This is a genomic window from Polaromonas sp. A23, assembly GCF_002001015.1.
Lineage (GTDB): Bacteria > Pseudomonadota > Gammaproteobacteria > Burkholderiales > Burkholderiaceae_C > Polaromonas.
The window spans coordinates 213,788-238,539 of record NZ_MUNO01000012.1; the positions used below are offsets into that span (position 1 = coordinate 213,788).

21 protein-coding genes are annotated in these 24,752 nt (G+C 61.4%); 19 read left to right on the top strand and 2 right to left on the bottom strand.

Annotation, left to right across the window (positions count from 1 at the left end):
- The first annotated feature begins 20 nt into the window (after nucleotides 1-20).
- Both B0B52_RS06510 and B0B52_RS06515 read left to right on the top strand, forming a co-directional pair.
- Nucleotides 21-719: a DUF484 family protein gene (locus B0B52_RS06510; protein ID WP_077592800.1), complete on the top strand. Its 699-nt coding sequence runs from the start codon at nucleotides 21-23 to the stop codon at nucleotides 717-719.
- 19 nt (nucleotides 720-738) lie between these two features.
- Complete coding sequence (locus tag B0B52_RS06515; RefSeq protein WP_077592801.1) at nucleotides 739-1,731, top strand: tyrosine recombinase XerC; 993 nt, start codon at nucleotides 739-741, stop codon at nucleotides 1,729-1,731.
- 171 nt (nucleotides 1,732-1,902) lie between these two features.
- On the opposite strand, the gene B0B52_RS06520 is transcribed toward B0B52_RS06515, so the two are convergent.
- The gene (locus tag B0B52_RS06520; RefSeq protein WP_077592802.1) at nucleotides 1,903-3,666 is read right to left on the bottom strand and encodes a 7TM diverse intracellular signaling domain-containing protein; all 1,764 of its coding nucleotides are present in this window, start codon (nucleotides 3,664-3,666) and stop codon (nucleotides 1,903-1,905) included.
- A gap of 75 nt (nucleotides 3,667-3,741) precedes the next feature.
- Here B0B52_RS06520 and B0B52_RS06525 point away from each other — a divergent pair, with 75 nt between their 5' ends.
- On the top strand, nucleotides 3,742-4,923 hold the full coding sequence (locus B0B52_RS06525) for a class I SAM-dependent rRNA methyltransferase (RefSeq protein ID WP_077592803.1): 1,182 nt from the start codon (nucleotides 3,742-3,744) through the stop codon (nucleotides 4,921-4,923).
- A 231-nt stretch (nucleotides 4,924-5,154) separates the two neighbouring features.
- Entirely contained in the window at nucleotides 5,155-6,207 is a 1,053-nt protein-coding gene (locus B0B52_RS06530) for a GTP-binding protein (protein WP_077592804.1), read from the top strand.
- 320 nt (nucleotides 6,208-6,527) lie between these two features.
- On the opposite strand, the gene B0B52_RS22825 is transcribed toward B0B52_RS06530, so the two are convergent.
- Nucleotides 6,528-7,124 (bottom strand): hypothetical protein, encoded by a 597-nt coding sequence (locus B0B52_RS22825; RefSeq protein WP_371327375.1) that lies wholly within the window; start codon nucleotides 7,122-7,124, stop codon nucleotides 6,528-6,530.
- Here B0B52_RS22825 and dksA point away from each other — a divergent pair.
- The 15 genes from dksA to B0B52_RS06605 all read left to right on the top strand — a co-directional run bounded on the left by dksA (nucleotide 7,114) and on the right by B0B52_RS06605 (nucleotide 24,751).
- Nucleotides 7,114-7,659, top strand: coding sequence for an RNA polymerase-binding protein DksA (gene dksA, locus B0B52_RS22040; protein ID WP_371327377.1), 546 nt, complete (start codon nucleotides 7,114-7,116; stop codon nucleotides 7,657-7,659). The two genes, B0B52_RS22825 and dksA, sit on opposite strands and share 11 nt — an antisense overlap.
- 33 nt (nucleotides 7,660-7,692) lie before the next feature.
- A complete protein-coding gene (locus B0B52_RS06540; protein ID WP_077592806.1) occupies nucleotides 7,693-9,504 on the top strand; it encodes an STAS domain-containing protein in 1,812 nt (603 codons plus the stop codon).
- Nucleotides 9,505-9,881: 377 nt separating this feature from the next.
- Complete coding sequence (gene mraZ / locus B0B52_RS06545) at nucleotides 9,882-10,310, top strand: division/cell wall cluster transcriptional repressor MraZ (RefSeq protein WP_077592807.1); 429 nt, start codon at nucleotides 9,882-9,884, stop codon at nucleotides 10,308-10,310.
- Nucleotides 10,311-10,319: 9 nt separating this feature from the next.
- A complete protein-coding gene (rsmH, locus tag B0B52_RS06550; protein ID WP_077592808.1) occupies nucleotides 10,320-11,273 on the top strand; it encodes a 16S rRNA (cytosine(1402)-N(4))-methyltransferase RsmH in 954 nt (317 codons plus the stop codon).
- On the top strand, nucleotides 11,270-11,563 hold the full coding sequence (gene ftsL / locus B0B52_RS06555) for a cell division protein FtsL (protein ID WP_077592809.1): 294 nt from the start codon (nucleotides 11,270-11,272) through the stop codon (nucleotides 11,561-11,563). The genes rsmH and ftsL overlap by 4 nt, the downstream gene beginning before the upstream one ends.
- On the top strand, nucleotides 11,532-13,289 hold the full coding sequence (locus tag B0B52_RS06560; protein WP_174575474.1) for a penicillin-binding protein 2: 1,758 nt from the start codon (nucleotides 11,532-11,534) through the stop codon (nucleotides 13,287-13,289). The genes ftsL and B0B52_RS06560 overlap by 32 nt, the downstream gene beginning before the upstream one ends.
- Complete coding sequence (locus tag B0B52_RS06565; RefSeq protein WP_077592810.1) at nucleotides 13,289-14,785, top strand: UDP-N-acetylmuramoyl-L-alanyl-D-glutamate--2,6-diaminopimelate ligase; 1,497 nt, start codon at nucleotides 13,289-13,291, stop codon at nucleotides 14,783-14,785. The genes B0B52_RS06560 and B0B52_RS06565 overlap by 1 nt, the downstream gene beginning before the upstream one ends.
- Entirely contained in the window at nucleotides 14,782-16,176 is a 1,395-nt protein-coding gene (murF, locus tag B0B52_RS06570) for a UDP-N-acetylmuramoyl-tripeptide--D-alanyl-D-alanine ligase (protein ID WP_077592811.1), read from the top strand. The genes B0B52_RS06565 and murF overlap by 4 nt, the downstream gene beginning before the upstream one ends.
- Nucleotides 16,166-17,344: a phospho-N-acetylmuramoyl-pentapeptide-transferase gene (mraY, locus tag B0B52_RS06575; protein WP_077592812.1), complete on the top strand. Its 1,179-nt coding sequence runs from the start codon at nucleotides 16,166-16,168 to the stop codon at nucleotides 17,342-17,344. The genes murF and mraY overlap by 11 nt, the downstream gene beginning before the upstream one ends.
- Nucleotides 17,341-19,236 (top strand): UDP-N-acetylmuramoyl-L-alanine--D-glutamate ligase, encoded by a 1,896-nt coding sequence (murD, locus tag B0B52_RS06580; RefSeq protein ID WP_077592813.1) that lies wholly within the window; start codon nucleotides 17,341-17,343, stop codon nucleotides 19,234-19,236. Before mraY ends, murD begins: the two co-directional genes overlap by 4 nt.
- Nucleotides 19,233-20,486, top strand: a complete 1,254-nt coding sequence (gene ftsW, locus B0B52_RS06585) for a putative lipid II flippase FtsW (RefSeq protein ID WP_077592814.1) — start codon at nucleotides 19,233-19,235, stop codon at nucleotides 20,484-20,486. The genes murD and ftsW overlap by 4 nt, the downstream gene beginning before the upstream one ends.
- Nucleotides 20,483-21,559: an undecaprenyldiphospho-muramoylpentapeptide beta-N-acetylglucosaminyltransferase gene (gene murG / locus B0B52_RS06590; RefSeq protein ID WP_256387517.1), complete on the top strand. Its 1,077-nt coding sequence runs from the start codon at nucleotides 20,483-20,485 to the stop codon at nucleotides 21,557-21,559. The genes ftsW and murG overlap by 4 nt, the downstream gene beginning before the upstream one ends.
- Nucleotides 21,556-22,989, top strand: coding sequence for a UDP-N-acetylmuramate--L-alanine ligase (gene murC / locus B0B52_RS06595; protein ID WP_077592815.1), 1,434 nt, complete (start codon nucleotides 21,556-21,558; stop codon nucleotides 22,987-22,989). The genes murG and murC overlap by 4 nt, the downstream gene beginning before the upstream one ends.
- Nucleotides 22,986-23,963, top strand: a complete 978-nt coding sequence (locus B0B52_RS06600; protein ID WP_077592816.1) for a D-alanine--D-alanine ligase — start codon at nucleotides 22,986-22,988, stop codon at nucleotides 23,961-23,963. The genes murC and B0B52_RS06600 overlap by 4 nt, the downstream gene beginning before the upstream one ends.
- A complete protein-coding gene (locus B0B52_RS06605; protein ID WP_139351836.1) occupies nucleotides 23,960-24,751 on the top strand; it encodes a cell division protein FtsQ/DivIB in 792 nt (263 codons plus the stop codon). Before B0B52_RS06600 ends, B0B52_RS06605 begins: the two co-directional genes overlap by 4 nt.
- The last annotated feature ends 1 nt before the right edge of the window (nucleotide 24,752 follow it).

Sequence of the window (24,752 nt, forward strand, 5' to 3'; positions counted from 1 at the left end):
TTTACCGGAACCACAAGAACATGAATCCAAGCGAACACTCCATCCAGAACCCGATCACCGAAGACGACATTGCCAACTTTCTGGCCAACACGCCGGACTTTTTCGAGCGCCATGCCGAGCTGCTGGCGACGGTGCAACTGTCCAGTGGCCACGGTAGCCGCGCGGTGAGCCTGCAAGAGCGGCAGGCCGGCATGCTGCGCGACAAGATCAAGGGCCTGGAGTTCAAGGTGGTCGAGATGATTCGCCACGGCCAGGAAAACGTGGGCATTGCCGACAAGCTGCAGCAATGCACACTGAACCTGCTGCTGACGGCGCATGCGCGTGATCTGCCGGACACCATCGTGCGCGAGATCCAGACGCAGTTTTCGGTTCCGCAGGCGGCCATCAAGGTGTGGCACGTCAACGGCATTTTTTCAGACGAAAACTTTTCCACTGGCGTCAGTGAAGACACGCAAACCTTTGCGTCTTCACTCACCGCACCGTATTGCGGCGTCAATTCCGGCTTCGAGGCGGTTAGCTGGCTGCCGGACCCGGCGCAGGCCATGTCGGTGGCACTGATTCCGTTGCGTCCGGGCAAATCGCCGCAGGCCTTTGGCATGCTGGTGCTCGCTTCGCCGGATCCTGAACGCTTCCAGGCCGGCATGGGTACCGATTTTCTTGAACGCATCGGCGAGCTCGCCGGAGCGGCGCTGTCGCGTTTGCGGCCGGCTGCCTCCTGAGCGCAAGCCGACCCCAGCCATGACCGGGCAACCCGCAGCAACAGACGGTGCGGCGGCGCTGCCCGAGGCGGATCCGCTGGTTGAGCGCTACCTGGAGCATGTGCGGGTCGAAAAACGCCTGGCGCAGCGCACGGTTGAACTGTATGCGTTGGACCTTCAAAAGCTGGAAGCAAACTGCCGCCAGGCCGGCGTTACGCTGGTCCAGGTGCAGAACATCCACATGCGCCGCTGGGTCGCCCAGATGCACAGCGGCGGGCGCAGCGGCCGCGGCATTGCACTGATTCTTTCGGGCTGGCGCGGTTTTTACACCTGGCTGGGCCGCGAAGGCCTGGTGACCAGCAACCCGGTGCAGGACCTGCGTGCGCCCAAGGTCGCCAAACCCCTGCCTAAGGCCCTGAGTGTGGACGAGGCCGTGCAACTGGCCGCCTACCAGGGCGATGGCGAGGCGGAACCGGCGCTTGAAGCCAGAGACCGCTGCATCACCGAGCTGCTGTATGGCTGCGGCTTGCGTATCGGCGAGTTAACGGGGCTGGACGCGCAAGCCAGCAGCCAGGCGCGCGGCTGGATTGACCTGCAGGCGGGCGAGGCCCATGTGCTGGGCAAGGGTTCCAAGCGCCGCAGCGTGCCGGTGGGTGGCAAAGCGCTGGAGGCCCTGCGGGACTGGCTGGTCGTGCGCAGCGCCTGGGCCAAAGAGGATGCGGCGCTGTTCATCAACCAGCGCGGCACGCGCCTGACGCCGCAGCATATAAGGGTGCGGCTCAAACAGCGCTCGTTGCAGGCCGGCCTGGCCACGCCGGTGCATCCGCACATGCTTCGGCATTCATTTGCCAGCCACGTGCTGCAGTCTAGTGGCGACCTGCGTGCAGTGCAGGAACTGCTGGGCCACGCCAACATCACGACCACGCAGGTGTACACCCGGCTCGACTTCCAGCATCTAGCCAAGGTTTACGACGCGGCGCACCCGCGTGCCACGCTGGCTGGCAGCAAACCGGCCGGCAAGACCAAGCCCTGAGCCACGATCGGCAGTTCGTCGACAAGCTCAGGACGAACGGAAAATGAGCAAGCGATGGTGAACTTCTTTTCCCCTACCAGCAGGGGCCGCGGATCTGGCTTTGCCAGTCCGCAGGCGCAGCGGCCCCCTCGGGGGGCAGGGAGCTACACGAAGTGAGCGACCGTGGGGGCTCTACTTGTAATCAGGGAGCATGTACACCGCGCGCTTGCTCTCCGGCGGTATCCCGGTGAGGCGCCTTTCCAGGCGTTCCATCACGATTTCGGCGGTCGGTCCCTGGCGCGGCACCAGGGCGTAGGCCACACGGACTTGCGCCACGCAGTCTTCCGGCAGACCCTTGTAGGGCATGAGGCAACGCGCCACAATGCGCGGCCCCAGCGTGGCGGCCTCTTCTGCGGAAAAGGGGCCTTCCACAAGCATTCCGAAGCGTTGCTCCGACAGGCGCGCGGCGCTGTCAATTTCGCGCGCCGTCGACAGCAGCCGTTCCGCCACACGAAGCGGCAGCTCAGCCGCGGCGCGGCGCCCAAAGTCGCGCTGAATCTGCTCAGTATTGACCAGGTCGATCATCAACACGGCGCCCTGGTGTTTCAGGCGACCCGAACGCGCAATCATGCGGGTCATGCGTTCTGCAAACACCTGTTCGTTGATCAGCCCGGTTGACGGGTCCACCCGGTCCAGCCCCCGGATCCTTCGTCTGTTTTCGCGGCGATGCTGGCTGCGCAGCACCAGCACCACCAGCATCGTGGGCATTTGCAACGCCATGCTGGCCAGCGCTACCTGCTCGGTGACAAAACTCAGCGGCAGCCATTGCAGGTAGCGCGCGATTGCGAGGGCCAGGCTCAGGGCAAAGGGCGCAGCGCTGAGCAGCAGCCAGCCGCCGAACCGGTCCCCGCGGCGCCATGCCCACAGGTTGACCAGCAGCATCAGCAGCGGCGCCAGGATCAGATAGGGCACGACCAGCGGGATGCGGATCGCACTGTCAGTCACGCCCAGCGCAACCGAGAGCGCGACGCCGGCCAGTACGGTGGCCCACACCAGGGTGTTGAGCACGCGGGAGCGCTGCACCAGCGACACCATGGTTGCGTTGAGCAGCAACAGGGCAGCCAGCATCCAGGTTCCCAGCACGGTCAGCGAGCGGTCTGTCCAGTCGGGGGAGTTGGGCCACAGGTGCAGGCCGCCCACGCCGGTGATAGCCGCCTGCGTCAGGCCGATCAGGACGGAACACGCCGCATAGTAGAAGTAAGCCCTGTCACGCAGCCAGAATCCGCCGACCAGGCCGATGGCGCATCCGAGCAAGGCCAGGCCGAAATAAACACCCAGAAACAGCGACACCTGCTGCTCGTTGCGCAGAACGTAGCCGGAACTGACAAAGCGGATCGGTGCGCTGAACCCCTGCGCGTTTTCAATGCGCAACAGGTAGTGTGTAGGGTGCTCGGCGTTGTAGTTGACGACCAGCAGCGGGTGGCGGTGCGGCGTCGGCCATTGGTTGACCGGTGTCAGGTCGCCGCTGCGTTGCTCTATCCATTGCCCGGCGATGTCCAGCGAATAAAGTGAAGCCCGGTCCAGCGCCGGGTAGGGTATTTCCATCAGCCATCGTTCCGAGTCGGGTGCGGGCGGAACGGTGAACCGGATCCACAGTGCCTGGCCGGGCAGTACGGGATAGATGCCGCGCATCGGTGTGGCCTGCCACGCCAGGCCGCCCTGATTCGCTACTTGCGCTGCATCGAGTTTGACTTGCTGGTCAACCCAGTAGTCGCCCCAGTCTGCCAGCGCGACCGGCTGTTTGTCGATATCGAATTCCAGCACCGTGCGCGAATGCGCCGCAAGGCTTGCGCAGGCCAGCAGCAAGGCGAGTGTGGCGCAGCACAACAGGCGAAAGGACGATCGAATCCCTGCGCTGTTGTTTGCAAAATGTACCGAAACGCCGCTAAAAGCCATCAACTGATTGTCGCAAATTCCGCTGAGGTCCTGTAAGGGGCGCGTAAGGGGTGCGTCAGCCGCGACAATAGGACCATGAAATCAATACGGTTGAAAGAAGGCAAAGAGCGCTCGCTGCTGCGGCGCCACCCCTGGGTGTTTGATGGTGCCGTTGCGCGTGGCGGAGCCGACGCCGGGGAAACGGTGCGTGTGGAAGGCCACGATGGCCAGTTTCTCGGCTGGGGGGCGTTCAGTCCGAATTCCAAGATTCGTACCCGTATCTGGAGTTTTGTCGAGACCGAGCGGATTGATGCTTCGTTTTTTGTAGCACGTATCGCACAAGCTATAAGGGCTAGAGGCCGTTTTGACATAAAAAGTGACGGAATGCGACTGGTACACGGCGAATCCGACGGTTTGCCCGGCCTGGTGGTGGACCGTTATGCCGATACGCTGGTGGCTCAGTTTTCGAGCTGCGGTGTGGAGCGCTGGAAAAGCGTGATCGTCGATGCTCTGTTGGCCGAAACCGGACTCACGCGCCTGTACGAACGATCTGATGCCAGCGTGCGCTCCCTGGAAGGATTGCCGGAGGCGACGGGCTGGCTGGCGGGTTCGGGCACGACCGAGCTGACCATCACCGAACACGGCTGGCAGCTGGGTCTGGACATCGCCACCGGTCACAAGACCGGTTTCTACCTCGACCAGCGTGACAGCCGCCGCAAGTTTGCCGAACACGCGCGGCGCCTGCAGTTCCAGAACGTGCTCAATTGTTATTGCTACACCGGCGGCTTTACGGTGGCCGCGCTGGCCGGGGGCGCAGCCCATGTCACCTCCATTGATTCCTCAGGCCCGGCCATCGAAAAAGCGGCGGCCAATGTGGCACTCAACGGGTTCGATGTGGCCCGGACCACCATGCTGGATGCCGACGTGAATGCCTCGCTGCGGCAGTTTCACAAGGAAGGCCGCACTTTCGATGCCATCGTGCTTGATCCACCCAAGTTTGCGCCCACGGTTGCCCATGCCGAGCGGGCTGCCCGCGCCTACAAGGACATCAACCGGATTGCGCTGTCCATCCTGGCGCCCGGCGGTGTTTTGTTCACCTATTCCTGCTCCGGCGGCATCAGCGCCGACCTGTTCCACAAAATCGTTGCGTCGGCGGGTATTGACGCCGGCATCGACGCCTTTATCACCGAACGCCTTGGCGGCGCGCCTGATCATCCGATGACGGTGAATTTCCCGGAAGGGGAGTACCTCAAGGGGCTGGTATTGCTCAGGAAGTAAAAGATACAAACAAAAAGTACCGCGGGCCCTTTAAATACGGGCGCAAACAGCTATAAAAAGAGGAACATTTAATCTCCCAGGAAAACCACAGATGCTTCACGCCTTCCCTAAGGTAATGAAGCCAGTCCGGCCTTCGCCCGCACTCCCTCAGGGGCTTGTGTTGACCGCTAAACTCCCCACCTTCACAGTCTCCCGGCTACCGTTTCCCCCCATCGTTTTTAGGCAAACACCATGAGTTTGATTCCAGTGACCATCCTGACCGGCTTTCTCGGTTCCGGAAAAACCACGCTTTTGAAGCGCATCCTGACCGAAGCCCACGGACAGAAGATTGCCGTCATCGAGAACGAGTTCGGCGAGGAAAACATTGACAACGAGATCCTGGTCAACGACACCCAGGAAAACATCATCCAGATGAACAACGGCTGTATCTGCTGCTCCATCCGCGAGGACCTGCGCGAAACCCTGCAGCTGCTGGCCGCCAAAAAGCGCAAGGGGCTGCTGGATTTTGAGCGCGTGGTCATCGAAACCACTGGCCTGGCCGACCCCGGCCCGGTGGCGCAGACCTTTTTCATGGACGAGGAGATTGCCGAGCAGTACTTGCTGGACTCCATCCTGACACTGGTGGACGCCAAGCACGCTGCCGGCCAGCTCAATGACCGGCAGGAAGCCCGCCGCCAGGTGGGTTTTGCCGACCAGATTTTCATCAGCAAGGCCGACCTTGTGGCCGAAGATGAAGTTCAGGCGCTGATGCACCGCCTGAAACACATGAACCCGCGCGCACCGCAGAAAGCCGTGCACTTTGGCGAAGTGGCCATTGCCGATGTGTTTGACCTGCGCGGCTTCAACCTGAACGCCAAGCTTGACATCGACCCGGATTTTCTCAAGGCCGACGACCACGATCATGGCCATGACCATGAACACGGTGAGCATTGCGACCACCCTTCGCACGCCCATGACGATCAACATGGCCACCATCATCATCACGACGACGATGTGAAGAGTTTTGTGTTCCGGTCAGGCCGCGCGTTTGACCCTGCCAGGCTGGAGGACTTTCTTGGCGCCATCGTCAACATTTATGGCCCCCGCATGCTGCGTTACAAGGGTGTGCTTAACATGCAGGGGACGGACCGCAAGGTGATATTCCAGGGTGTCCACCAGCTGATGGGCAGCGACCTCGGTCCCGTATGGGCTGCGGGGGAGGAGAAAACCAGCAAGATGGTCTTTATCGGCATCGATTTGCCCAAAGATATTTTTCTCCAGGGTCTGGAGCAGTGTCTGGTTTGAGGTAGGCTGTCCACACATTGCCTTTGAAGGCGGGAGGGCCCCATGATTGTCTCCATTCTCCAACGTTTAGGCCTCCGGGCGGCACGGCACCCTGGTGAGCCGCTACAATCGCGCGCCGACTCCAGTACCCGAGCCACGCCTTCCAAAAGGCAAGGCGAAAAAGTCAGGGTAAGTACTGGCCTTAAAACTGCAGGTGCGGCGGCAGACAAACCAGACAATCAGGTAAAAGACAGGGTTGGGGCGACAAAAGTCAGCCCGGCCCGGAGTCAGCACGGGGAGCACCCTGAAGCTGCCTCCACGAGGAGACCCAGTGTGAAAGCTCAAGTGAAGAAGTCCAAGGCAGTGGTGAAAACCACAGTGAAAGCCGCTTCGGCCGGCAAAGCCAAAACCACGACCAAAGTGGCGGCCAAGCCTGCCAAACCTGCAGCTTCAAAAACGACAGCTAAAAAAGTCGTCCCGCCTGTCAAGGCCAAACCCAAGACGGTTGCCAAACCCGCGGTAAAGGCCAAAGCCAAAGTGACTGCTAAAACCAAGCCTGTACCTGCCAAGAAAGCTCCCGCAGCCAAAAAACCTGTACCGGTTGCGAAAGGCCGGCCTGCCGCCAAACCGGTCAAGCCTGCAAAGCCTGCCCCGGCTGCAAAAAAGAAACCTCCCGTTAAACCTGCGGTCAAGGCCGTCAAACCCTCCACCAAGCCGGCCAAGCCGTTGGTGAAGGGTAAAGCCTCCGCCAAACCTGAAGAAAAAGTCATCAAAACGATTGCCAAAACGGCGGCCAGCCCCGCCGCTAAAACCCCGCCCGCTCCCGCCAGCATCGCCGCAGCGCCTTCGCCGTTGCAAACACCGGCCTTGAAGCCGGGACGTCGCGCATCTTTGCGTAACTCCTCTTTTGCACCGCCTCCCGCTCCCATGATTCCCACCCACTCGCCGGACGCTGCGAAAGCCAGCTACTCCACCATTGCCGAACGCGTGATCGCACCGCCACCGCATGTGGCGGCCAAAAAGGATCCCAAGCTCGCCAACAACTGGAAAACCAAACCGGGCCATGAGCTGACGGACGAAGAAGTCAAGGCCATGCCCGATGCGGAATACATGAATGAGAAGCAGCTGGCCTTTTTCCGCCACAAGCTGTCAGTGCTCAAGCAGGACATTCACAACAGCGCCGGTGAAACGACCGAACACCTCCGCGAAGATACGGTGGTAGTGCCGGACCCGGCTGACCGGGCGACGATCGAGGAAGAACATGCCCTCGAATTGCGTACGCGTGACCGCGAGCGCAAGCTGCTCAAGAAGATTGAACAGTCCATCGCCCGCATCGACTCTGGCGACTACGGGTATTGCGATGAAACTGGTGAAGCCATCGGCGTGGGTCGCCTGATTGCCCGGCCGACGGCCAATCTGTCGCTGGAGGCCCAGCAACGCCGAGAGCTCAAGCAAAAAATGTTTGGCGATTGATCTTTCCCTCCACTTCCTCCTGAACCTTCGCTGATGGCCAAAGAAGATACCGCTCCTGGCTTGTTGTCAAAAGTCGTGAAGTTCGTCCGCAACCCTGCGACGAACTGGTCCGACCTCGACAGCAAGGATGCGGATCGGGAGGACGCGTTGAGCAAACAAATGCTCAAGGAAATGATCGAACGCAAGCGCCGCAATGACTTTGTGCGCAAACGTGAATTCGACATGCTCCGGAAAATGCGCAAACGGGAGGCCATGACGGGGCAAGACCCCGGCGCCCGGCCTTCTTTTTTCCAGAGCAGCATGCCTTCCAAGCCGGATGACCGTGCTGTTACGTTGAAGAAGATCGACGAGATCGAAGCCCAGATGTCCATGCAGTGGTGGAAAACCAAGCACGGAAGCCCGACAGCGGGTGCTGGTGATCCCTCGGCTTTTGCTTCGTCCACTGCGGCAAGCCCCGCGAATCTCAGCGCCCATGCGCCTTTGCTGGACAACGCACTGCCTGAAAGTTACGCGGCAACCGCCCCTGCTCCTCTGCCTGGAACCGCAGGCAGGCCCGCTGCTGCCACGTCTGCCGCGGCAGCTCCCGTAGCAACTCCGCCGCCTGGCGTGGTGGCAAAGCCGGCGGTTGTGGTTGTGCCACCAAAACCGGTGGTGTCCAGTGGGTCAAGCATTGCTTCCTTGTCCCGGGAAGGGGAAACTTCAGGCTTCTCGGCATCCAAGTTCTCTGTGGTGGATGCTGCGGAAGTGGCCCATGATCCCGAGCTTGAGGAAGCCTCTATCCGTTTTGCCAATGGCGACGACGCGGGTGCAGAAGCGGGGCTGCTCGAAACGTTGGCTCCGCAGGGCAGCCGGGTTCGCCATGCAGACACCTGGTTTGCGCTGTTTGACCTGTACCGGGCCACCGGCCAACAGGAAAAGTTCGAGAACCTTGCCATCGAGTTCGTGGGACGTTTTGACCGTTCGGCGCCGCAATGGTTTTCCATTCCAGCCATGGTGCAGCAGTTGTCTGCGCCGGTCGCTGCTGCCTCAGGTAATGGGCCTGCGGTTGACTGGACCTGTCCGTCGAGCCTGGGCATACAGACCGTCGCTGCGCTCAGTGCCGCGCTGGCCCGCTCCCCCATGCCTTGGCGCCTGGAGTGGAAAAATCTCAAGACCATTGACGAAAACGCGGTCGAGCCGTTGAGCAAGGTTTTCAGCGGCTGGGCAACACAACCGGTACAGCTGCGTTTTGGCGGGAATGCGCAGCTGCAGCGGGTGCTGCAGGACGCAACACCCTCCGGCGTTCGCGACACCTCCCAAGGGTGGTGGAAACTGCGCATGGAAGCCCTGCGGGTGACGCAGCAACCTGACGAGTTTGAGCTGACCGCCCTCGATTTCTGCGTGACCTACGAGGTTTCACCGCCTGCTTGGGAAAGTGCGCGCTGCGATTACAAGCCACTCGACTCACAAGGTCACATGGCCAGCAATGCCATCATCGGCGACGTTTACCGCGATTCGGCCCCTTCCAGCATGAGCTCTGCGCTGGAAGGCGATACCGAAATGGGTGGTAATTCGCAGATGAATCAGCTCTACGCCGTTGAGTTGGCCGGCCAGATCGAAGGCGATGCGATCGTGGTGTTGGACCGGCTGGAGGCCAAGTTGATGGGCGCAGACATCATGGTCATCTCGTGCGCCAAACTGATCAGGGTCGATTTTTCTGCAGCGGGCACCCTGCTCAACTGGGTTTCTGCCCGGGAGGCTGAAAACCGCGCCGTTCAGTTCACGGATGTCAACCGCCTCGTAGCTGCATTCTTCAATGTGATCGGCATCACCGAACACGCCAGAGTCCTGACGCGCACCGACTAGGCTTCTGCGCTTCGTCCCGGGGTCTTTTCGACCCTTTCCGTTAAGTCACTTTGACGCTGCAATGCGCTGCGCATGGCAAGCGCCATGACGTGCGCTCTCTCGTCCCGAACACCCAGCGGCATTTCCCACTAGAACCTTGCGCGGCGCGCCCGCATCGGGCTATCACTGTGCTGGTGTTTAAAGCAACACTTTCATTGGACGTTCTAAGTGCTTAATTTAGAACGTTTTTTAATTTCCTGCTGCTTTGAAAATCGTTTCTAAGTGCTTGATTTCATTGAAAAAATTTGTAGCAAAGCACTTGCATGGGAAAACTTTCCTGATAAAGTGGGAGAAAGTGCAATTTAGTGGTGAAAAGTGTTTTCCAAAGGTTTTTAACGGTGTTTCAAGGCGCGTCTTCTCTAGCTCTCGATACCAAGGGGCGGCTTTCTGTGCCGACCCGGCATCGTGACGTCTTGAGCGCCACGGCGTCCGGCCAGCTCACCATCACCAAGCACCCCCACGGCTGCCTCATGATATTCCCGCGTAACGAGTGGGAAAAATTCCGCGAACGCATTGCCTCCCTGCCGATGCAGGCACAGTGGTGGAAGCGGATTTTTTTGGGCAATGCCATGGATGTGGACATGGATGCCACTGGCCGTGTGCTGGTTTCGCCGGAATTGCGCGCGGCAGCGGGCATCAGCAAGGATACGGTGCTGCTTGGCATGGGCAGTTACTTCGAGCTCTGGGATGCGGCAATCTATGCGGCCCAGGAGGCGGAGCAGATGAAGGGCGACATGCCCGATGTCTTCAGAGATTTTTCATTCTGAAAGACGACGGTGCAAGACACATGGACACATCGCACCGTCTTGTTGAACGAAGCAGTCACAGCGCTTCAAATCAACCCGGACGGGCATTACATCGACGCGACCTTTGGGCGTGGTGGGCATTCGCGCCTGATCCTCTCCCGACTGTCCGGGCAAGGTCGCCTGACCGCCTTCGACAAGGACCCCGAAGCGATTACCGAAGCGCAAGCCATTGCGGACCCGCGGTTTTCCATTCGCCACGAGGGCTTCAGTCATCTCGGCGAGTTGCCGGCGGGCAGCGCGGCCGGCATTCTGATGGATCTGGGCATCAGTTCCCCTCAGATCGACAACCCGGCACGGGGTTTTTCCTTCCGCGGCGACGGACCACTGGACATGCGCATGGATACCACGCGCGGCCAGAGTGTGGCCGAGTGGCTCGCCGATGCAGAAATCGACACCATAGCGGAGGTCATTCGTGAATATGGCGAAGAACGGTTTGCTGGGCCGATTGCAAAGGCGATTGATCGTCGCCGACAGGAACGGGGCCCTTTTGGAACCACCGCTGAATTGGCCGAAGTCGTGGCTGGCGCGGTCAAAACCCGCGAGCCGGGCAAGGACCCTGCAACGCGCACATTTCAGGCTTTTCGGATTTTCATCAACGCCGAGCTTGAAGAGCTTCAGCAAGCGCTAGAAGCTTCGCTCGCAGTATTGCAACCGGGAGGACGTTTGGTGGTGATCAGCTTTCATTCCCTGGAAGACCGCATCGTCAAGCAATTCATCGCTGAGCATTCGCGTGAGGTATTCGATCGTCGTGCGCCATTTGCGGCGCCCAAAGCCATGCATCTCCAGGCACTGGCGCGTGTCAAGCCTGGTGCCGAAGAAGTGGCTGCCAACCCGCGTTCGCGCAGTGCCGTCATGCGGGCGGCCGAACGGACCGCGGTACTTCTTCAGCCGTCGACGCAGCGTTATCCGGGTGGATCCAGATGACGCGCCTCAACCTGGTTCTCCTGCTTGCCGTACTGTTCAGTGCGCTGTATCTCGTGCATACGCAATACGAGTCCCGCCGTCTGTTTGTTGAGCTTGAAAAAACAGCGGCGCTGAACCGACAGATCGAGGCAGAAAAAGAGCGCCTGCAGGTTGAAAAGCGCGCGCAGGCAACGCCTCTGCGTGTTGAACAGCTTTCGAAGGAACGTCTGCAGATGCGCTCGGCCACGCCGGCCATCACCGAGTACGTCACGTATAAAAATGCAGACGCAGCAGGTGGCTCTCGTGAGTAGAAGCGTGCGCTATACGTCCAGCCCGCTGTTGGCCAGCAAGACACCGGTCTGGCGCAGCAAGCTGATCGTCGCCGGCATTGCCCTGGCATTCGCCGGCCTGGCTGGCCGCGCCGCTTTTGTGCAGGTGGTTGGCAATGACTTTTTTCAGCGACAGGGAGAAGTGCGATTTGCCCGTACCCTGGAGTTGCCGGCCAATCGTGGCCGCATTCTTGACCGCAACGGCATGATTCTGGCATCCAGCGTGCCGGCGCCAAGCATCTGGGCCATTCCCGAAGATGTGGATGCCAGCAAGGCGCAACTCCTTGAGCTTGCGAAGCTGCTGGAGATGCCCCTGACCGACCTGCGCAAAAAGCTGGCAGACGAGGACAAGACTTTCGTCTGGCTCAAGCGCCAGGTGGACGAGTCTGTCGGGGAGAAAATCCAGGCACTCGGCATCAAGGGCATCTACCAGCGCAAGGAATACAAAAGGCAATACCCCGAGGGCGAAGCCGTTGCCCATGTGGTGGGGTTTACCAATGTTGAAGACCGGGGCCAGGAGGGGATGGAGCTGGCCTTCAACAAGGACCTGGCGGGACGCGCAGGATCGCGCCGGGTGATCAAGGATCGCCTGGGTCGGGTGGTGGAAGATGTGCGTGAGCAGGTTCCCCCGGTCGATGGCAAGGACCTCCAGCTGTCCATCGACAGCAAGGTCCAGTTTTTCGCGTATCAAAAATTGCGTGATGCCGTGTTGGCCCACAAAGCCAAAGCCGGTAGTGTGGTGGTTCTCGACAGTGTGACCGGCGAGGTTCTGGCCCTGGCGAATTACCCCAGTTTTTCGCCCGGTAAACGACAGAACCTCAGTGGCGCGCAACTGCGCAATCGTGCGCTTACAGACACCTTCGAGCCTGGCTCCACCATGAAGCCTTTCGTGGTGGCGCTGGCGCTGCAAAAGGGCCTTGTCAAGCCCGAGACCACCATCCAGACCGCACCTGGCCGCATGACTGTCGGCGGCTCGACCATTTCTGATGCACATCCGCAAGGCTTGCTCACCGTCAACCAGGTGATCCAGAAGTCCAGCAACGTGGGCACGGTCAAGATGGCCATGCAGATGCAGCCTCGCGAAATGTGGGAGATGTACACGCAGGTTGGTTTCGGACAAAAGCCGCAAGTGCCATTTCCGGGCGCCGTCAGTGGCCGCCTGCGTGCTTACAAAACCTGGCGACCGATTGAGCAGGCCACCATGAGTTACGGCTACGGTCTTTCCACCTCGCTGTTCCAGCTGGCACACGCGTACACCGTGTTCGCGCGTGACGGTGACCTGGTGCCTGTGAGCATGGTCAAGACTGGCGACCCTGCCGTCGGGGTGCGCGTCATCAGTGAACAGAATGCCCTCGCCATGCGCAATATGCTGCACATGGTTACCGGGCCAGGTGGTACCGCGCACAAGGCCCAGACCATGGGCTACTCCGTAGGCGGAAAGACCGGCACCGCGCACAAGCAGGAAGGCAAGGGCTACGCCGACAAGAAATACCGAGGTTTCTTTGTAGGCATCGCTCCGACGGAAAAGCCGCGCATTGTCGTCGCCGTGATGATTGACGAGCCTAGTAACGGGAAATATTTTGGCGGTGATGTCGCGGCACCGGTTTTCAGCGAAACCGTGCAGCAGACACTGCGCATGCTGGGCCTGCCGCCCGACATGGCGGTGAAGCCGCAGATAGTTACCAATCCGGTGGAGGAGTCGTTCTGATGGAGCGGCTGCAAACCCCCGAACAGGCCGCGCGCTGGTTGCAGCAGCGCGTGAGCGGCACGCTGTGGACCGACAGCCGCAAGGTCGCTGCTGGCGATGGCTTTATTGCCTGGCCGGGTGCTGCCACCGACGCGCGCAAATACGTGGCCGGCGTTCTGGGCGCGGGCGCGCAGGCTTGCCTGGTGGAGCAGGAGGGTGCAGATGTCTACGGGTTTTCCGACCAGCGGGTGGCTGCCTACAGTGGTCTGAAGATGGCGACGGCACCCATTGCCGCTGCGTATTTTGAGCACCCCAGCCAGAAGCTGGACGTGCTGGCCGTGACCGGCACCAACGGCAAGACTTCGACCGCCTGGTGGCTGGCGCAGGCCTTGGACAAGCTGGGCCGGCGCTGCGGCGTGGTCGGTACGCTGGGCATGGGTCAACCTGGGGCCATGGTCTTCAACGGCCTGACGACGCCCGATCCCGTATTGCTGCAGCAACAGCTCAAGGCCTGGGTCGATGAGGGCTTTGCAGCCTGTGCGCTCGAGGCGTCTTCCATCGGCATCGCCGAGCACCGACTGGATGCCACCGACATCCGTGTTGCCATCTTTACCAATTTCACGCAGGACCATCTCGACTACCACCACACCATGCAGGCCTATTGGGAAACCAAGGCCCGGTTGTTTGGCTGGCACGGCCTGAAGGCTGCGGTGATCAACATCGATGATACGCACGGAGCAGAGTTGGCCCTGTCGCTGAGCGATTCGGGTCTTGACGTCTGGACGGTGTCCTGCCTGACCCCTGCGCGCCTGCAGGCACAGTCCATCGACCATGGCCTGGAGGCTCTGGGTTTTGATGTGGTCGAGGGGAGTGAACGCCACCGACTCTCGACAGCCTTGGTGGGGCAGTACAACGTCTCCAACCTGCTGGGCGTGATGGCGGCCCTGCGCGCGCTCGGCCTGCCTTTGAAGGACGTGGTTGAAGCCTGCTCCCACCTGTTGCCGGTACCCGGGCGCATGGACGCAATCGCGCTGCCGGGCCGTCCACTGGTGGTTATCGACTACGCGCACACGCCCGATGCGCTCGAAAAGGTGCTGGGTGCGCTGAAGCCGTTGGCAGCGGGACGCTCGGGAGAACTCTGGTGCGTGTTTGGCTGCGGTGGCGAGCGCGATCCCGGCAAGCGTCCACTGATGGCCGCTGCTGCAGAACAAGGCGCCGACCGCGTGGTTGTCACCAGTGACAATCCGCGCAGCGAAAACCCGGCGGCCATCATCGGCCAGATCCTTGAAGGATTCGTCAGGCGCGACGCGGTGTATGTGCAGAGCGATCGCGCGCTGGCCATTGACCACGCGGTGAGTCAAGCCCAAGTTGGCGACGTGGTTCTGATTGCCGGCAAAGGTCATGAAAGCTACCAGGAAACCGCTGGCGTCAAGCTGCCGTTTTCCGACAAGGCTCACGCCCAGGCGGCACTGGACAAGCGTCCCAGCCGGCAGGCAGCAGCGGGAGGCCTTGCATGATGAATCTGCAACAGGCCCTGCAATGGTTGCCGTCTTCCCGACTGATGGGAGACGGCTCCTTGCGCTTCCAGCGTGTGCATACCGACACGCGCAGCCTGCAACCCGGTGACCTGTTTGTCGCGCTCCGGGGTGAGCGGTTTGATGCCCACGATTTTCTGGCTCAGGCTAATAGCCAGGGCGCAGTGGCAGCCTTGGCTGAGCGCGGTTTGTCGGCGGAACTCCCGGGTCTACTGGTCGCTGATTCGAAGCAGGCCCTCGGCCAGCTCGCAGCGGGCTGGCGCTCGCAGTTCACCTTGCCGCTGATTGCCGTGACCGGCAGCAACGGCAAAACAACAGTCACACAGATGATTGCGTCCATCCTGCGTGCATGGAAGCACGAAGGCGCCTTTGCAACCGAAGGAAATTTCAACAATGACATCGGCGTTCCCCTGACCCTGTTGCGTTTGCGCGCCAGCCACAAGGCTGGTGTGGTCGAGCTGGGCATGAACCATCCCGGCGAGATTGCCAGTCTGGCTGCCATGGCCCAACCCACCGTGGCGCTCGTTAACAATGCGCAGCGCGAACACCTGGAGTTCATGGCTACCGTGGAAGCGGTGGCCCGGGAAAATGGCGCCGTCATTGCCGCGCTGCCTGCTTCCGGCGTGGCTGTGTTTCCTGCGGATGAGGTCTATACCCCTGTCTGGAAAGAACTGGCCGGTGCTCGTGCCGTGTTGACCTTTGCCGAATCAGCGGTGGCTGATGTGACAGCATCGGCGCGGTGGGGGGGTGGTAAATGGCAAGTCCATGCGCAGACCCCACAAGGTCCGCTGGACTTTTCGTTGCAGATTGCAGGCCGGCACAACGTCAAGAATGCGCTGGCAGCCACGGCCTGCGCGCTGGGCGCGGGGGCACCTTCGACCGCCATCGCGGCTGGCCTGTCTGCCTTTATTCCAGTCAAGGGCCGCTCGCGGGCACTGGCCCTCCATGTCGGTGGGCGTGCGCTCACGCTGATCGATGACAGCTACAACGCCAACCCCGACTCGGTACGCGCTGCCATCGATGTGCTCGCAGAACTGCCCGGCCCGCGGTTAATGGTGCTGGGTGACATGGGAGAGGTCGGAGACCAGGGGCCAGCCTTTCATACGGAAGTCGGTGTGCATGCGCGTGAGCGCGGCATCGAACAGTTGTTCACCCTGGGTGCCCAGTCCGCCCATGCTTCACAGGCTTTTGGCGCCGGCCAGCACTTTGGCGATGACCTGGCTTTGCTTCAGGCCGCGGTCACCCACGCCTTGCCGGCGACAGCCAGCGTGCTGGTCAAGGGATCACGCTTCATGAAGATGGAACGTGTGGTCCAGGCCATCAGCGGGCTTGCAGAACAACAAGAAAAAGAGGAGAAAAAAGATGCTGCTTAGCCTGGCCCAATGGCTGCAAACCTTGACGCCTGAATTTGGCTACTTCCGGGTATTCCAGTACTTGACTTTCCGCGCAGTGATGGCCGCCATGACGGCGTTGCTGATCGGCCTGCTCGCCGGTCCTTTTGTGATTCGCCGTCTGATCAGCCTCAAGATCGGCCAGCCTATCCGCGAGTACGCGATGCAGACCCATCTGAGCAAAAGCGGTACTCCGACCATGGGCGGGGTGCTGATCCTGCTGTCCATCGGCATTTCCACATTGCTGTGGTTTGACTTGAGCAACCGCTTCGTCTGGATTGTGCTGATCGTCACACTGGGGTTTGGCGCCATTGGCTGGGCCGATGACTGGCGTAAGGTTGTGCACAAGGACCCGGAAGGCATGCGCTCGCGGGAGAAGTATTTCTGGCAATCCGCGATCGGATTGCTTGCCGCGCTTTACCTGGTGTTCAGCATCTCCGAAAGCTCCAACATGCGCGTGCTGGAGCTGTTTTTCAGCTGGGTGCAGTCGGGTTTTGATGTGAACCTGCCGCCCAAGGCCGGCCTGCAACTGCCTTTTTTCAAGGAAATCAGCTATCCGCTGGGTGTGTTCGGTTTTGTGCTGCTGACCTACCTGGTGATCGTCGGCTCGAGCAACGCCGTGAATCTGACCGATGGCCTGGACGGTCTGGCCATCATGCCGGTGGTGATGGTGGGTTCGGCACTGGGCGTGTTCGCTTATGTGACGGGCAGTTCGGTTTATTCGAAATACCTCTTTTTCCCCCACATCCCCGGTTCGGGCGAGTTGCTGATTTTCTGCTCGGCCATGGCCGGTGCCGGCCTGGCCTTTTTGTGGTTCAACACCCACCCTGCACAAGTCTTCATGGGCGACGTCGGCGCACTGGCGCTGGGCGCTGCCCTGGGCACGATCGCAGTCATCGTCCGCCAGGAAATCGTGCTGGCGATCATGGGCGGAATATTTGTGGTCGAAGCGCTTTCGGTGATGCTGCAGGTGATGTATTTCAAGTACAGCCGCATGCGTTTCGGCGAAGGCCGGCGCCTGTTCCGGATGGCGCCCCTGCACCATCATTTTGAGAAAAGCGGCTGGAAGGAAACGCAGGTGGTTGTGCGCTTCTGGATCATCACCATGCTGTTGTGCCTGGTTGGCCTGTCGACTTTGAAACTGCGATGAACGAAAACGAACCCATCAACCCCGGCGATGTGCCCGAGCAGCCTCCAGCGGAGGTCAGGCCGGAGTCTGCGACGGCGGCTGACCCTGTGTCGGAGCTGTCGGCAGATATGCCGGGGGCAGAGCCATCGGTGCAAGTCCCAGTGGCGGAAGCGGCCCAGGTGCGCCCCGACGCGGCTGGCAAAGGAAATGCAAAGCCTTTGCCCGAGACTTTGACAGCGGCGCGCGATGCCGCTGCCTTTGTGGCGCAATTGTTTGCCGAGGTCAGCGCGCCTGAACAGGCCGCGCCAATCGGGCCCGCGGCTGAGGCGCAGCCAACGGCCGATGAAGCTGCCCAGGGCGCCGAGGACAGCGCGCCCGCGGTCACCGAGCCTTCTAGCGAGCCGGTGATATCACCGTTGCACGGCCAGCATGTGCTCATCCTTGGCCTGGGTGCTTCGGGGCTGGCGATGGCACGCTGGTGTGTGCGCCAAGGTGCGCGCGTGACGGTTGCCGACACCCGCGAGACCCCTCCTCAATTGGCTCAGCTGCAGACGGAGCTGCCTCAGGTGAGTTTCCGCGCCGGTGCCTTCGAGTCCGGCCTGGTGGAGGGCAGTGACATCCGTGCCATCTTCAAGAGCCCGGGCTTGTCGCCTGCGGCGGTCGCTCCGCTGTGGCAGGCGGCGCAGTCCATCGGCTTGTGGGCAGGCGGTGAGCTGGACCTGTTCGCGCGTGCCATGCAGGAGCTGCAGGCTCAGCGCGGCTATGCCCCCAAGGTACTGGCAATCACCGGGACCAACGGCAAGACAACAACGACGGCGCTCGCCGGCCGGCTGGTGGCGCATGCGGGAAAAACCGTGGCGGTAGCGGGCAACATCGGGCCCAGCCTGCTCGACACGCTGGCTGCGCACCTCGATGCGGAAACGCTGCCCGAGGTTTGGGTGCTGGAGCTGTCCAGCTTTCAGCTCGACGGCGTGCAGGGCTTCGAGCCCACTGCGGCTGCGGTGCTGAACCTGACGCAGGACCATCTGGACTGGCACGGCAGCATGGAAGCCTATGGGGCTGCCAAGGCACGCATCTTTGGCAGCAAGGGATTGCTGGTGCTCAATCGCGATGATCCAACGGTGATGGCCATGTTGCCCGAGCCGGTGCGTGCCAAGCTGCAAAAGCCGCAGTGGCGTGAATATGTGACTTTCGGTCTCGAAATGCCACAACGCCCGGGTGACTTCGGCATCGAAACCATCAATGGCATGGCCTGGCTGGTGCACGCCGCCGAGGCGGACGAAACCATCAAACGCCGCAAGGACGAAGAAATCGTGCTGCATGTGCAGCGCCTGATGCCGGTGGACGCACTGCGCATCCGCGGGCGCCACAACGCCACCAATGCGCTGGCTGCGCTGGCGCTGGCCGGAGCCGCAGGCGGCAACATGGCTTCCATGCTGCATGGCCTGCGCGAATACACCGGTGAGCCGCATCGGGTCGCCTCGGTCGCGGTGGTGCGTGACGTCGAGTATTTCGACGACAGCAAGGGCACCAATGTGGGCGCCACGGTGGCTGCCCTCACCGGTCTGGGTGCCGAGCGCAAGCTGGTACTGATTGCCGGAGGCGATGGCAAGGGGCAGGACTTTTCGCCGCTGGCCGGGCCGGTGCGTCAGCATGCACGCGCGGTCATCCTGATTGGACGCGATGCGCCACTGATACGCGCAGCGCTGGAAGGCACAGGCGTGGCCGTGCTCGATGCCGAGTCCATGCCGGCCGCCGTTGAGCTGGCGGCCCGGCAGGCGCAAACCGGCGACGCCGTGTTGATGTCGCCCGCCTGCGCGAGTTTTGACATGTTCGACAACTATCCGCACCGTGCCCGGGTGTTTTGCGAGGCTGTCCAGGCGCTCGCCCAAGATGCGGGGATGGTGTCATGAGCGCGGTCGCCCGGCTTTCCGGCTGGTTCTCCAGCCTGGGCGGGGCCACGTCCGAGGGACTGCCGGTGCGCTTGGGCGGCCAGCGCCCCTCGCGTTCTGCATCGACGCCGGTACGCATGTCCGGCGTGGACCAGGCGCTGATCTGGGTCACGGTGGCCTTGCTGGTGTGGGGCCTGGTGATGGTGTATTCCGCCTCCATCGCCATGCCGGACAACCCGAAGTTTGCGCGTTATGCGCACACCCATTTCCTGTTGCGCCACGCGCTGTCGCTGGGAGTGGCTTTTACTGTGGCCTTGCTGACCTTCCAGGTGCCGGTTTCGACCTGGGAAAAAGTGGCGCCCTGGCTGTTTGTGGCATCGCTGGTACTGCTGATGCTGGTGCTGATTCCTTTTATCGGCAAGGGCGTCAACGGCGCGCGCCGCTGGATCTCGCTCGGCTTCATGAATTTCCAGCCCTCCGAACTCGCGAAATTTGCCGTGCTGTTGTACGCCGCCGACTACATGGTGCGCAAGATGGAAGTCAAGGAACGCTTCTTCCGCGCCGTCATGCCCATGGCCGTGGCCATCGGCATCGTCGGCCTGCTGCTGTTGGCCGAGCCCGACATGGGTGCCTTCATGGTCATCTCGGTAATCGCGATGGGCATTCTGTTTCTGGGCGGCGTCAATGCACGCATGTTCTTTGTTATTGCCACTGTGGTGGTGATCGCCTTTGCATTGATGGTGATGCTCAGCGACTGGCGGCGCGAGCGCATTTTTGCCTACCTGGACCCGTGGAGTGACAAGTACTCGATGGGCAAGGGTTACCAGCTGTCGCATTCGCTGATCGCCTTCGGGCGCGGAGAGATTTTCGGCGTCGGCCTGGGCGGCAGCATCGAGAAGCTGCACTGGCTGCCCGAAGCGCATACCGACTTTCTGCTGGCAGTGATCGGTGAAGAGTTCGGTCTGCTGGGCGTGCTCTGCGTGATCGGCGCCTTCATGTGGATGACGCGCCGCATCATGCACATCGGCCGCCAGTCGATTGCATTGGACCGCGTGTTCGCGGGCCTTGTGGCTCAGGGCGTTGGCATCTGGATTGGCTTTCAGGCCTTCATCAACATGGGTGTGAACCTGGGTGCCCTGCCAACCAAGGGGCTGACCTTGCCCCTGATGAGTTATGGCGGGTCGGCGATCCTGATGAACCTGATTTCGCTGGCTGTTGTGCTGCGTATTGATTACGAGAACAGGTTGCTCATGAGAGGGGGCCGAAGTTGAGCAAGTGTGCCCTCATCATGGCCGGCGGCACCGGCGGCCACATCTTTCCAGGCCTGGCCGTGGCTGAAGCCCTGCGCGAGCGCGGCTGGCGTGTGCATTGGCTGGGCGGCAAGGGCTCACCCAGCCATCCGAGCATGGAAAGCCAGCTTGTGCCACCGCGTGGGTTCTCGTTTGAAACCATTGATTTTTCAGGCGTGCGCGGCAAGGGGCCGGCTACTCTGGCCTTGCTGCCCTTGCGCCTGCTCAAGGCTTTCTGGCAGAGTATTGCCGTGGTGCGCCGGGTTCAACCCGACGTGGTGGTGGGTTTGGGTGGTTACATTGCCTTTCCGGCCGGCATGATGAGTGTGCTGCTGGGCAAACCACTGGTGCTGCACGAGCAGAACTCCGTGGCCGGGTTGGTCAACAAGATTCTGGCAGGCGTGGCCGACCGGGTGTTCACGGCTTTCCCGGGTGTACTGAAAAACGCCAAATGGGTCGGCAACCCTTTGCGTCCGGCCTTCACGCAACAATCCGATCCTGCTGTCCGGTTTGCCGGACGCAGTGGTCCCTTGAGGTTGCTCGTGGTCGGTGGCAGCCTGGGTGCGCAGGCACTGAACCGCATCGTGCCGCAGGCGCTGGCCTTGATCCCCGAGGACCAGCGACCAAGCGTGGTGCACCAGAGCGGCGCCCGGCAAATCGAGGAGCTGCGCGAAAACTACCGCGCGGCCGGGGTGCAGGCCGAACTCACACCTTTCATCAACGACACGGCCAGTGCTTTTGCCGACGCCGATTTGGTGGTCTGCCGCGCAGGCGCCAGCACCGTGACCGAAATTGCGGCCGTGGGCGCCGCGGCGCTGTTTGTGCCGTTTCCGGCGGCAGTGGATGACCACCAGACCAGCAACGCCGCTTTTCTTGTGGACCAGGGTGGCGGCTGGCTGGTGCAGCAGAAGGAATTGACGCCGGGTTTTCTGGCCGACATGCTACAAAAAACAGAGCGGCCAGCGCTTATGGAACGAGCGCTACAGGCCAAAAAGATGCAAAAAACCCATGCCACCACCGACGTGGTGGCCGCCTGCGAGGAGCTGGCGACATGAAACACGCGATCAAACACATTCACTTCATCGGTCTCGGGGGCTCGGGCATGTCCGGCATCGCCGAGGTATTGCACAACCTGGGTTATGTGATTTCCGGTTCTGACCTGTCGGACAGTGCCACGCTGCGGCGCCTCGCTGGTCTGGGCATCAAGACTTTTGTCGGTCATGCGGCGACCAATCTGGCCCGGGTGGATGCTGTAGTCACTTCCACGGCCGTGCAAGCGGACAACCCCGAGGTACTGGCTGCCCGCGAAAAGCGCATCCCTGTGGTACCGCGTGCCTTGATGCTGGCAGAACTGATGCGCCTCAAGCAGGGCATCGCGATTGCCGGTACCCACGGCAAGACCACCACGACCAGCCTGGTCGCCAGCGTGCTGGCCGAGGGTGGCCTGGACCCCACCTTTGTGATTGGTGGCCGGCTGAACAGTGCGGGCGCCAACGCCAAGCTGGGCTCGGGCGACTACATCGTGGTCGAGGCCGACGAGTCCGACGCCTCCTTTTTGAACCTCTTGCCGGTCATGGCCGTGGTGACCAACATCGACGCTGACCACATGGAAACCTACGGTCACGACTTCGGCAATCTCAAAAAGGCATTTGTCGATTTCCTGCACCGCATGCCGTTTTACGGCACGGCGATCCTTTGCACCGACGATCCCGCCGTGCGCGAAATCGTTACGCAGGTTTCCTGCCCCGTCACCAGCTACGGATTTGGCGAAGACGCCCAGGTGCGCGCGATCAACGTGAAAGCTATCGGCGGGCAGATGTCCTTCACCGTACAGCGGCGCAACGGTGTGACCCTGCCCGACATACCGGTTGTGCTGAATCTGCCTGGCGAACACAACGTGCTCAATGCACTGTCTGCCATAGCGGTGGCGGTGGAGCTCAATATCCCGGACGCGGCCGTGCAGAAGGCGCTGTCCGAATTCAAGGGCGTGGGACGGCGCTTCCAGCATTACGGTGAAGCACGGGCGCCATCAGGAGGCAGCTTCACGGTGATTGATGACTACGGTCACCACCCGGTCGAGATGGCTGCCACGCTGGCGGCGGCGCGGGGCGCCTACCCGGGCCGGCGACTGGTGCTGGCTTTCCAGCCGCACCGGTTTACGCGTACGCGCGACTGTTTCGATGATTTTGTGAAGGTCATTGCCCAGGCCGACAGCGTGTTGCTGGCCGAGGTCTACGCGGCGGGTGAGGCGCCCATTGTTGCTGCCGATGGCCGGTCCCTGGCGCGTGCGTTGCGCGTAGCCGGCAAGGTGGAGCCGGTGTTTGTCGACGACATCGAGGCCATGCCGCAGGCGATTGTTGACAACGCCCGCGATGGTGATGTGGTGTTGTGCATGGGCGCTGGCACGATTGGCCTCGTGCCCGGTAAGGTGATTGAGATGCTTCCAAAAACAGAGCAAACTATTCAGGAAGGACGAGGGCTGTGAGCCAAAACGACTCCAAATTCGGCAAGGTGGCGGTATTGCTGGGTGGTCAGTCCGCCGAGCGAGAGGTTTCGCTGATGTCCGGCCGCGGCGTGCTGGAGGCCTTGCGTTCGCGCGGCGTCGATGCGCATGCCTTCGACCCTGCGGAGCGTGACCTCAGCGAACTCAAGCGCGAGAAATTTGATCGCTGCTTCATCACCTTGCACGGCCGTTTTGGCGAAGACGGCACAGTGCAGGGTGCGCTGGAATTGATGGGCATCCCCTACACGGGCTCGGGCGTGATGGCTTCCAGTATTGCCATCGACAAGGTCATGACCAAACGCGTGTGGCTGGCCGAAGGGCTGTCAACACCGAAGTATCTTCTGCTGCGCCGCGGCGCCTTTGACCGCAAGCAGGTGGTCGCGGTACCTGACGACCTCGGCTTGCCGCTGATTGTCAAGCCTGCACGCGAGGGCTCGTCCATTGGTGTGGTGAAGGTCGAAGGGTATTCCGGCATGGCCGGCGCCGTGGAACAGGCTGCGCGCATGGATGCCGATGTGCTGTGCGAGCAGTTCATCAGTGGAGACGAGGTGACCTGCCCGGTTCTGGGTTCGGGTGACAGTGCGCGTGCGTTGCCGGTCATTCGCATCGTGGCACCAGCCGGCAACTACGACTACCAGAACAAATACTTTACCGACGACACGAAATACCTGGTTCCCTGCGGCCTGCCAGCCGGCGAGGAAGAAGCAATCCAGGCTCTGGTGCTCAAGGCCTACCGCGTGCTGGGTTGCCGCGGCTGGGGGCGTCTCGACGTGATGATTGACGGCAAGACCCGCCAGCCCTACCTGCTGGAGATCAACACTTCTCCGGGCATGACCGGCCATTCCCTGGTACCCATGTCAGCGCGCGCTGCCGGCATCAGCTACGAAGACCTTTGCCTGCAGGTTCTGGGTTCGGCGGGCCTGGACCACGACAAGACACCGGGGGGCCACGCGTGAACCAAACCATGCCCGTACCGATGGACGTCAAACTCATGAACACCACATCGCTGGTGCTGGTGTTGGCGTTTGCGGGCATGCTGGTAACGCTGGGGGTGTCCTGGTTGCTGCAACAGAATTTGTTCCGGCTCACGGCGATCCGGGTGGGTGGCGATCTGAACCACAACAACGCCGTCACGCTGCGTGCCAATGTGGTTCCCAAGTTGACCGGCAATTTCTTCACCGTTGATCTTCCCCGGGCGCAGGCGGCCTTCGAAGCGGTGCCATGGATCCGCAAGGCGGTGGTTCAGCGCGAGTTTCCCAACCGGCTTCGGGTGATGCTGCAGGAGCATCAGGCAATTGCCCTGTGGGGTCAGGAAGGCGAAGCCCGGCTGGTCAATGTTCAGGGTGAAGTGTTCGAGGCCAATCAGGGCGATGTCGATCAGGACGATCTGCCGCTGCTCAATGGTCCTGAAGGACAGGCAGCGATGGTTCTGCAAGGTTATCGCACGCTGGCACCGGTGTTTGAAAAAATCGACATGCGGCTGGAGCATCTGGAGTTGACAGCACGGGGCAGCTGGCGCGCGCGGTTTGATGATGGCGCCACCGTCGAGTTGGGCCTGGGTTCGTTTGACGAGATCCGCAGCCGTGCGGAGCGCTTTGTAGCGACATTGACGCAGGTATCGAGCAAGTTCGGCCGCACTCTTGAGTCGGCGGATCTGCGTTACAGCAATGGCTACGCACTCAAGCTGCGAGGCATCACCACCACAGCGCTGGGTGACAAGGAAGACAGGAAAGCAAAAAGGTAAA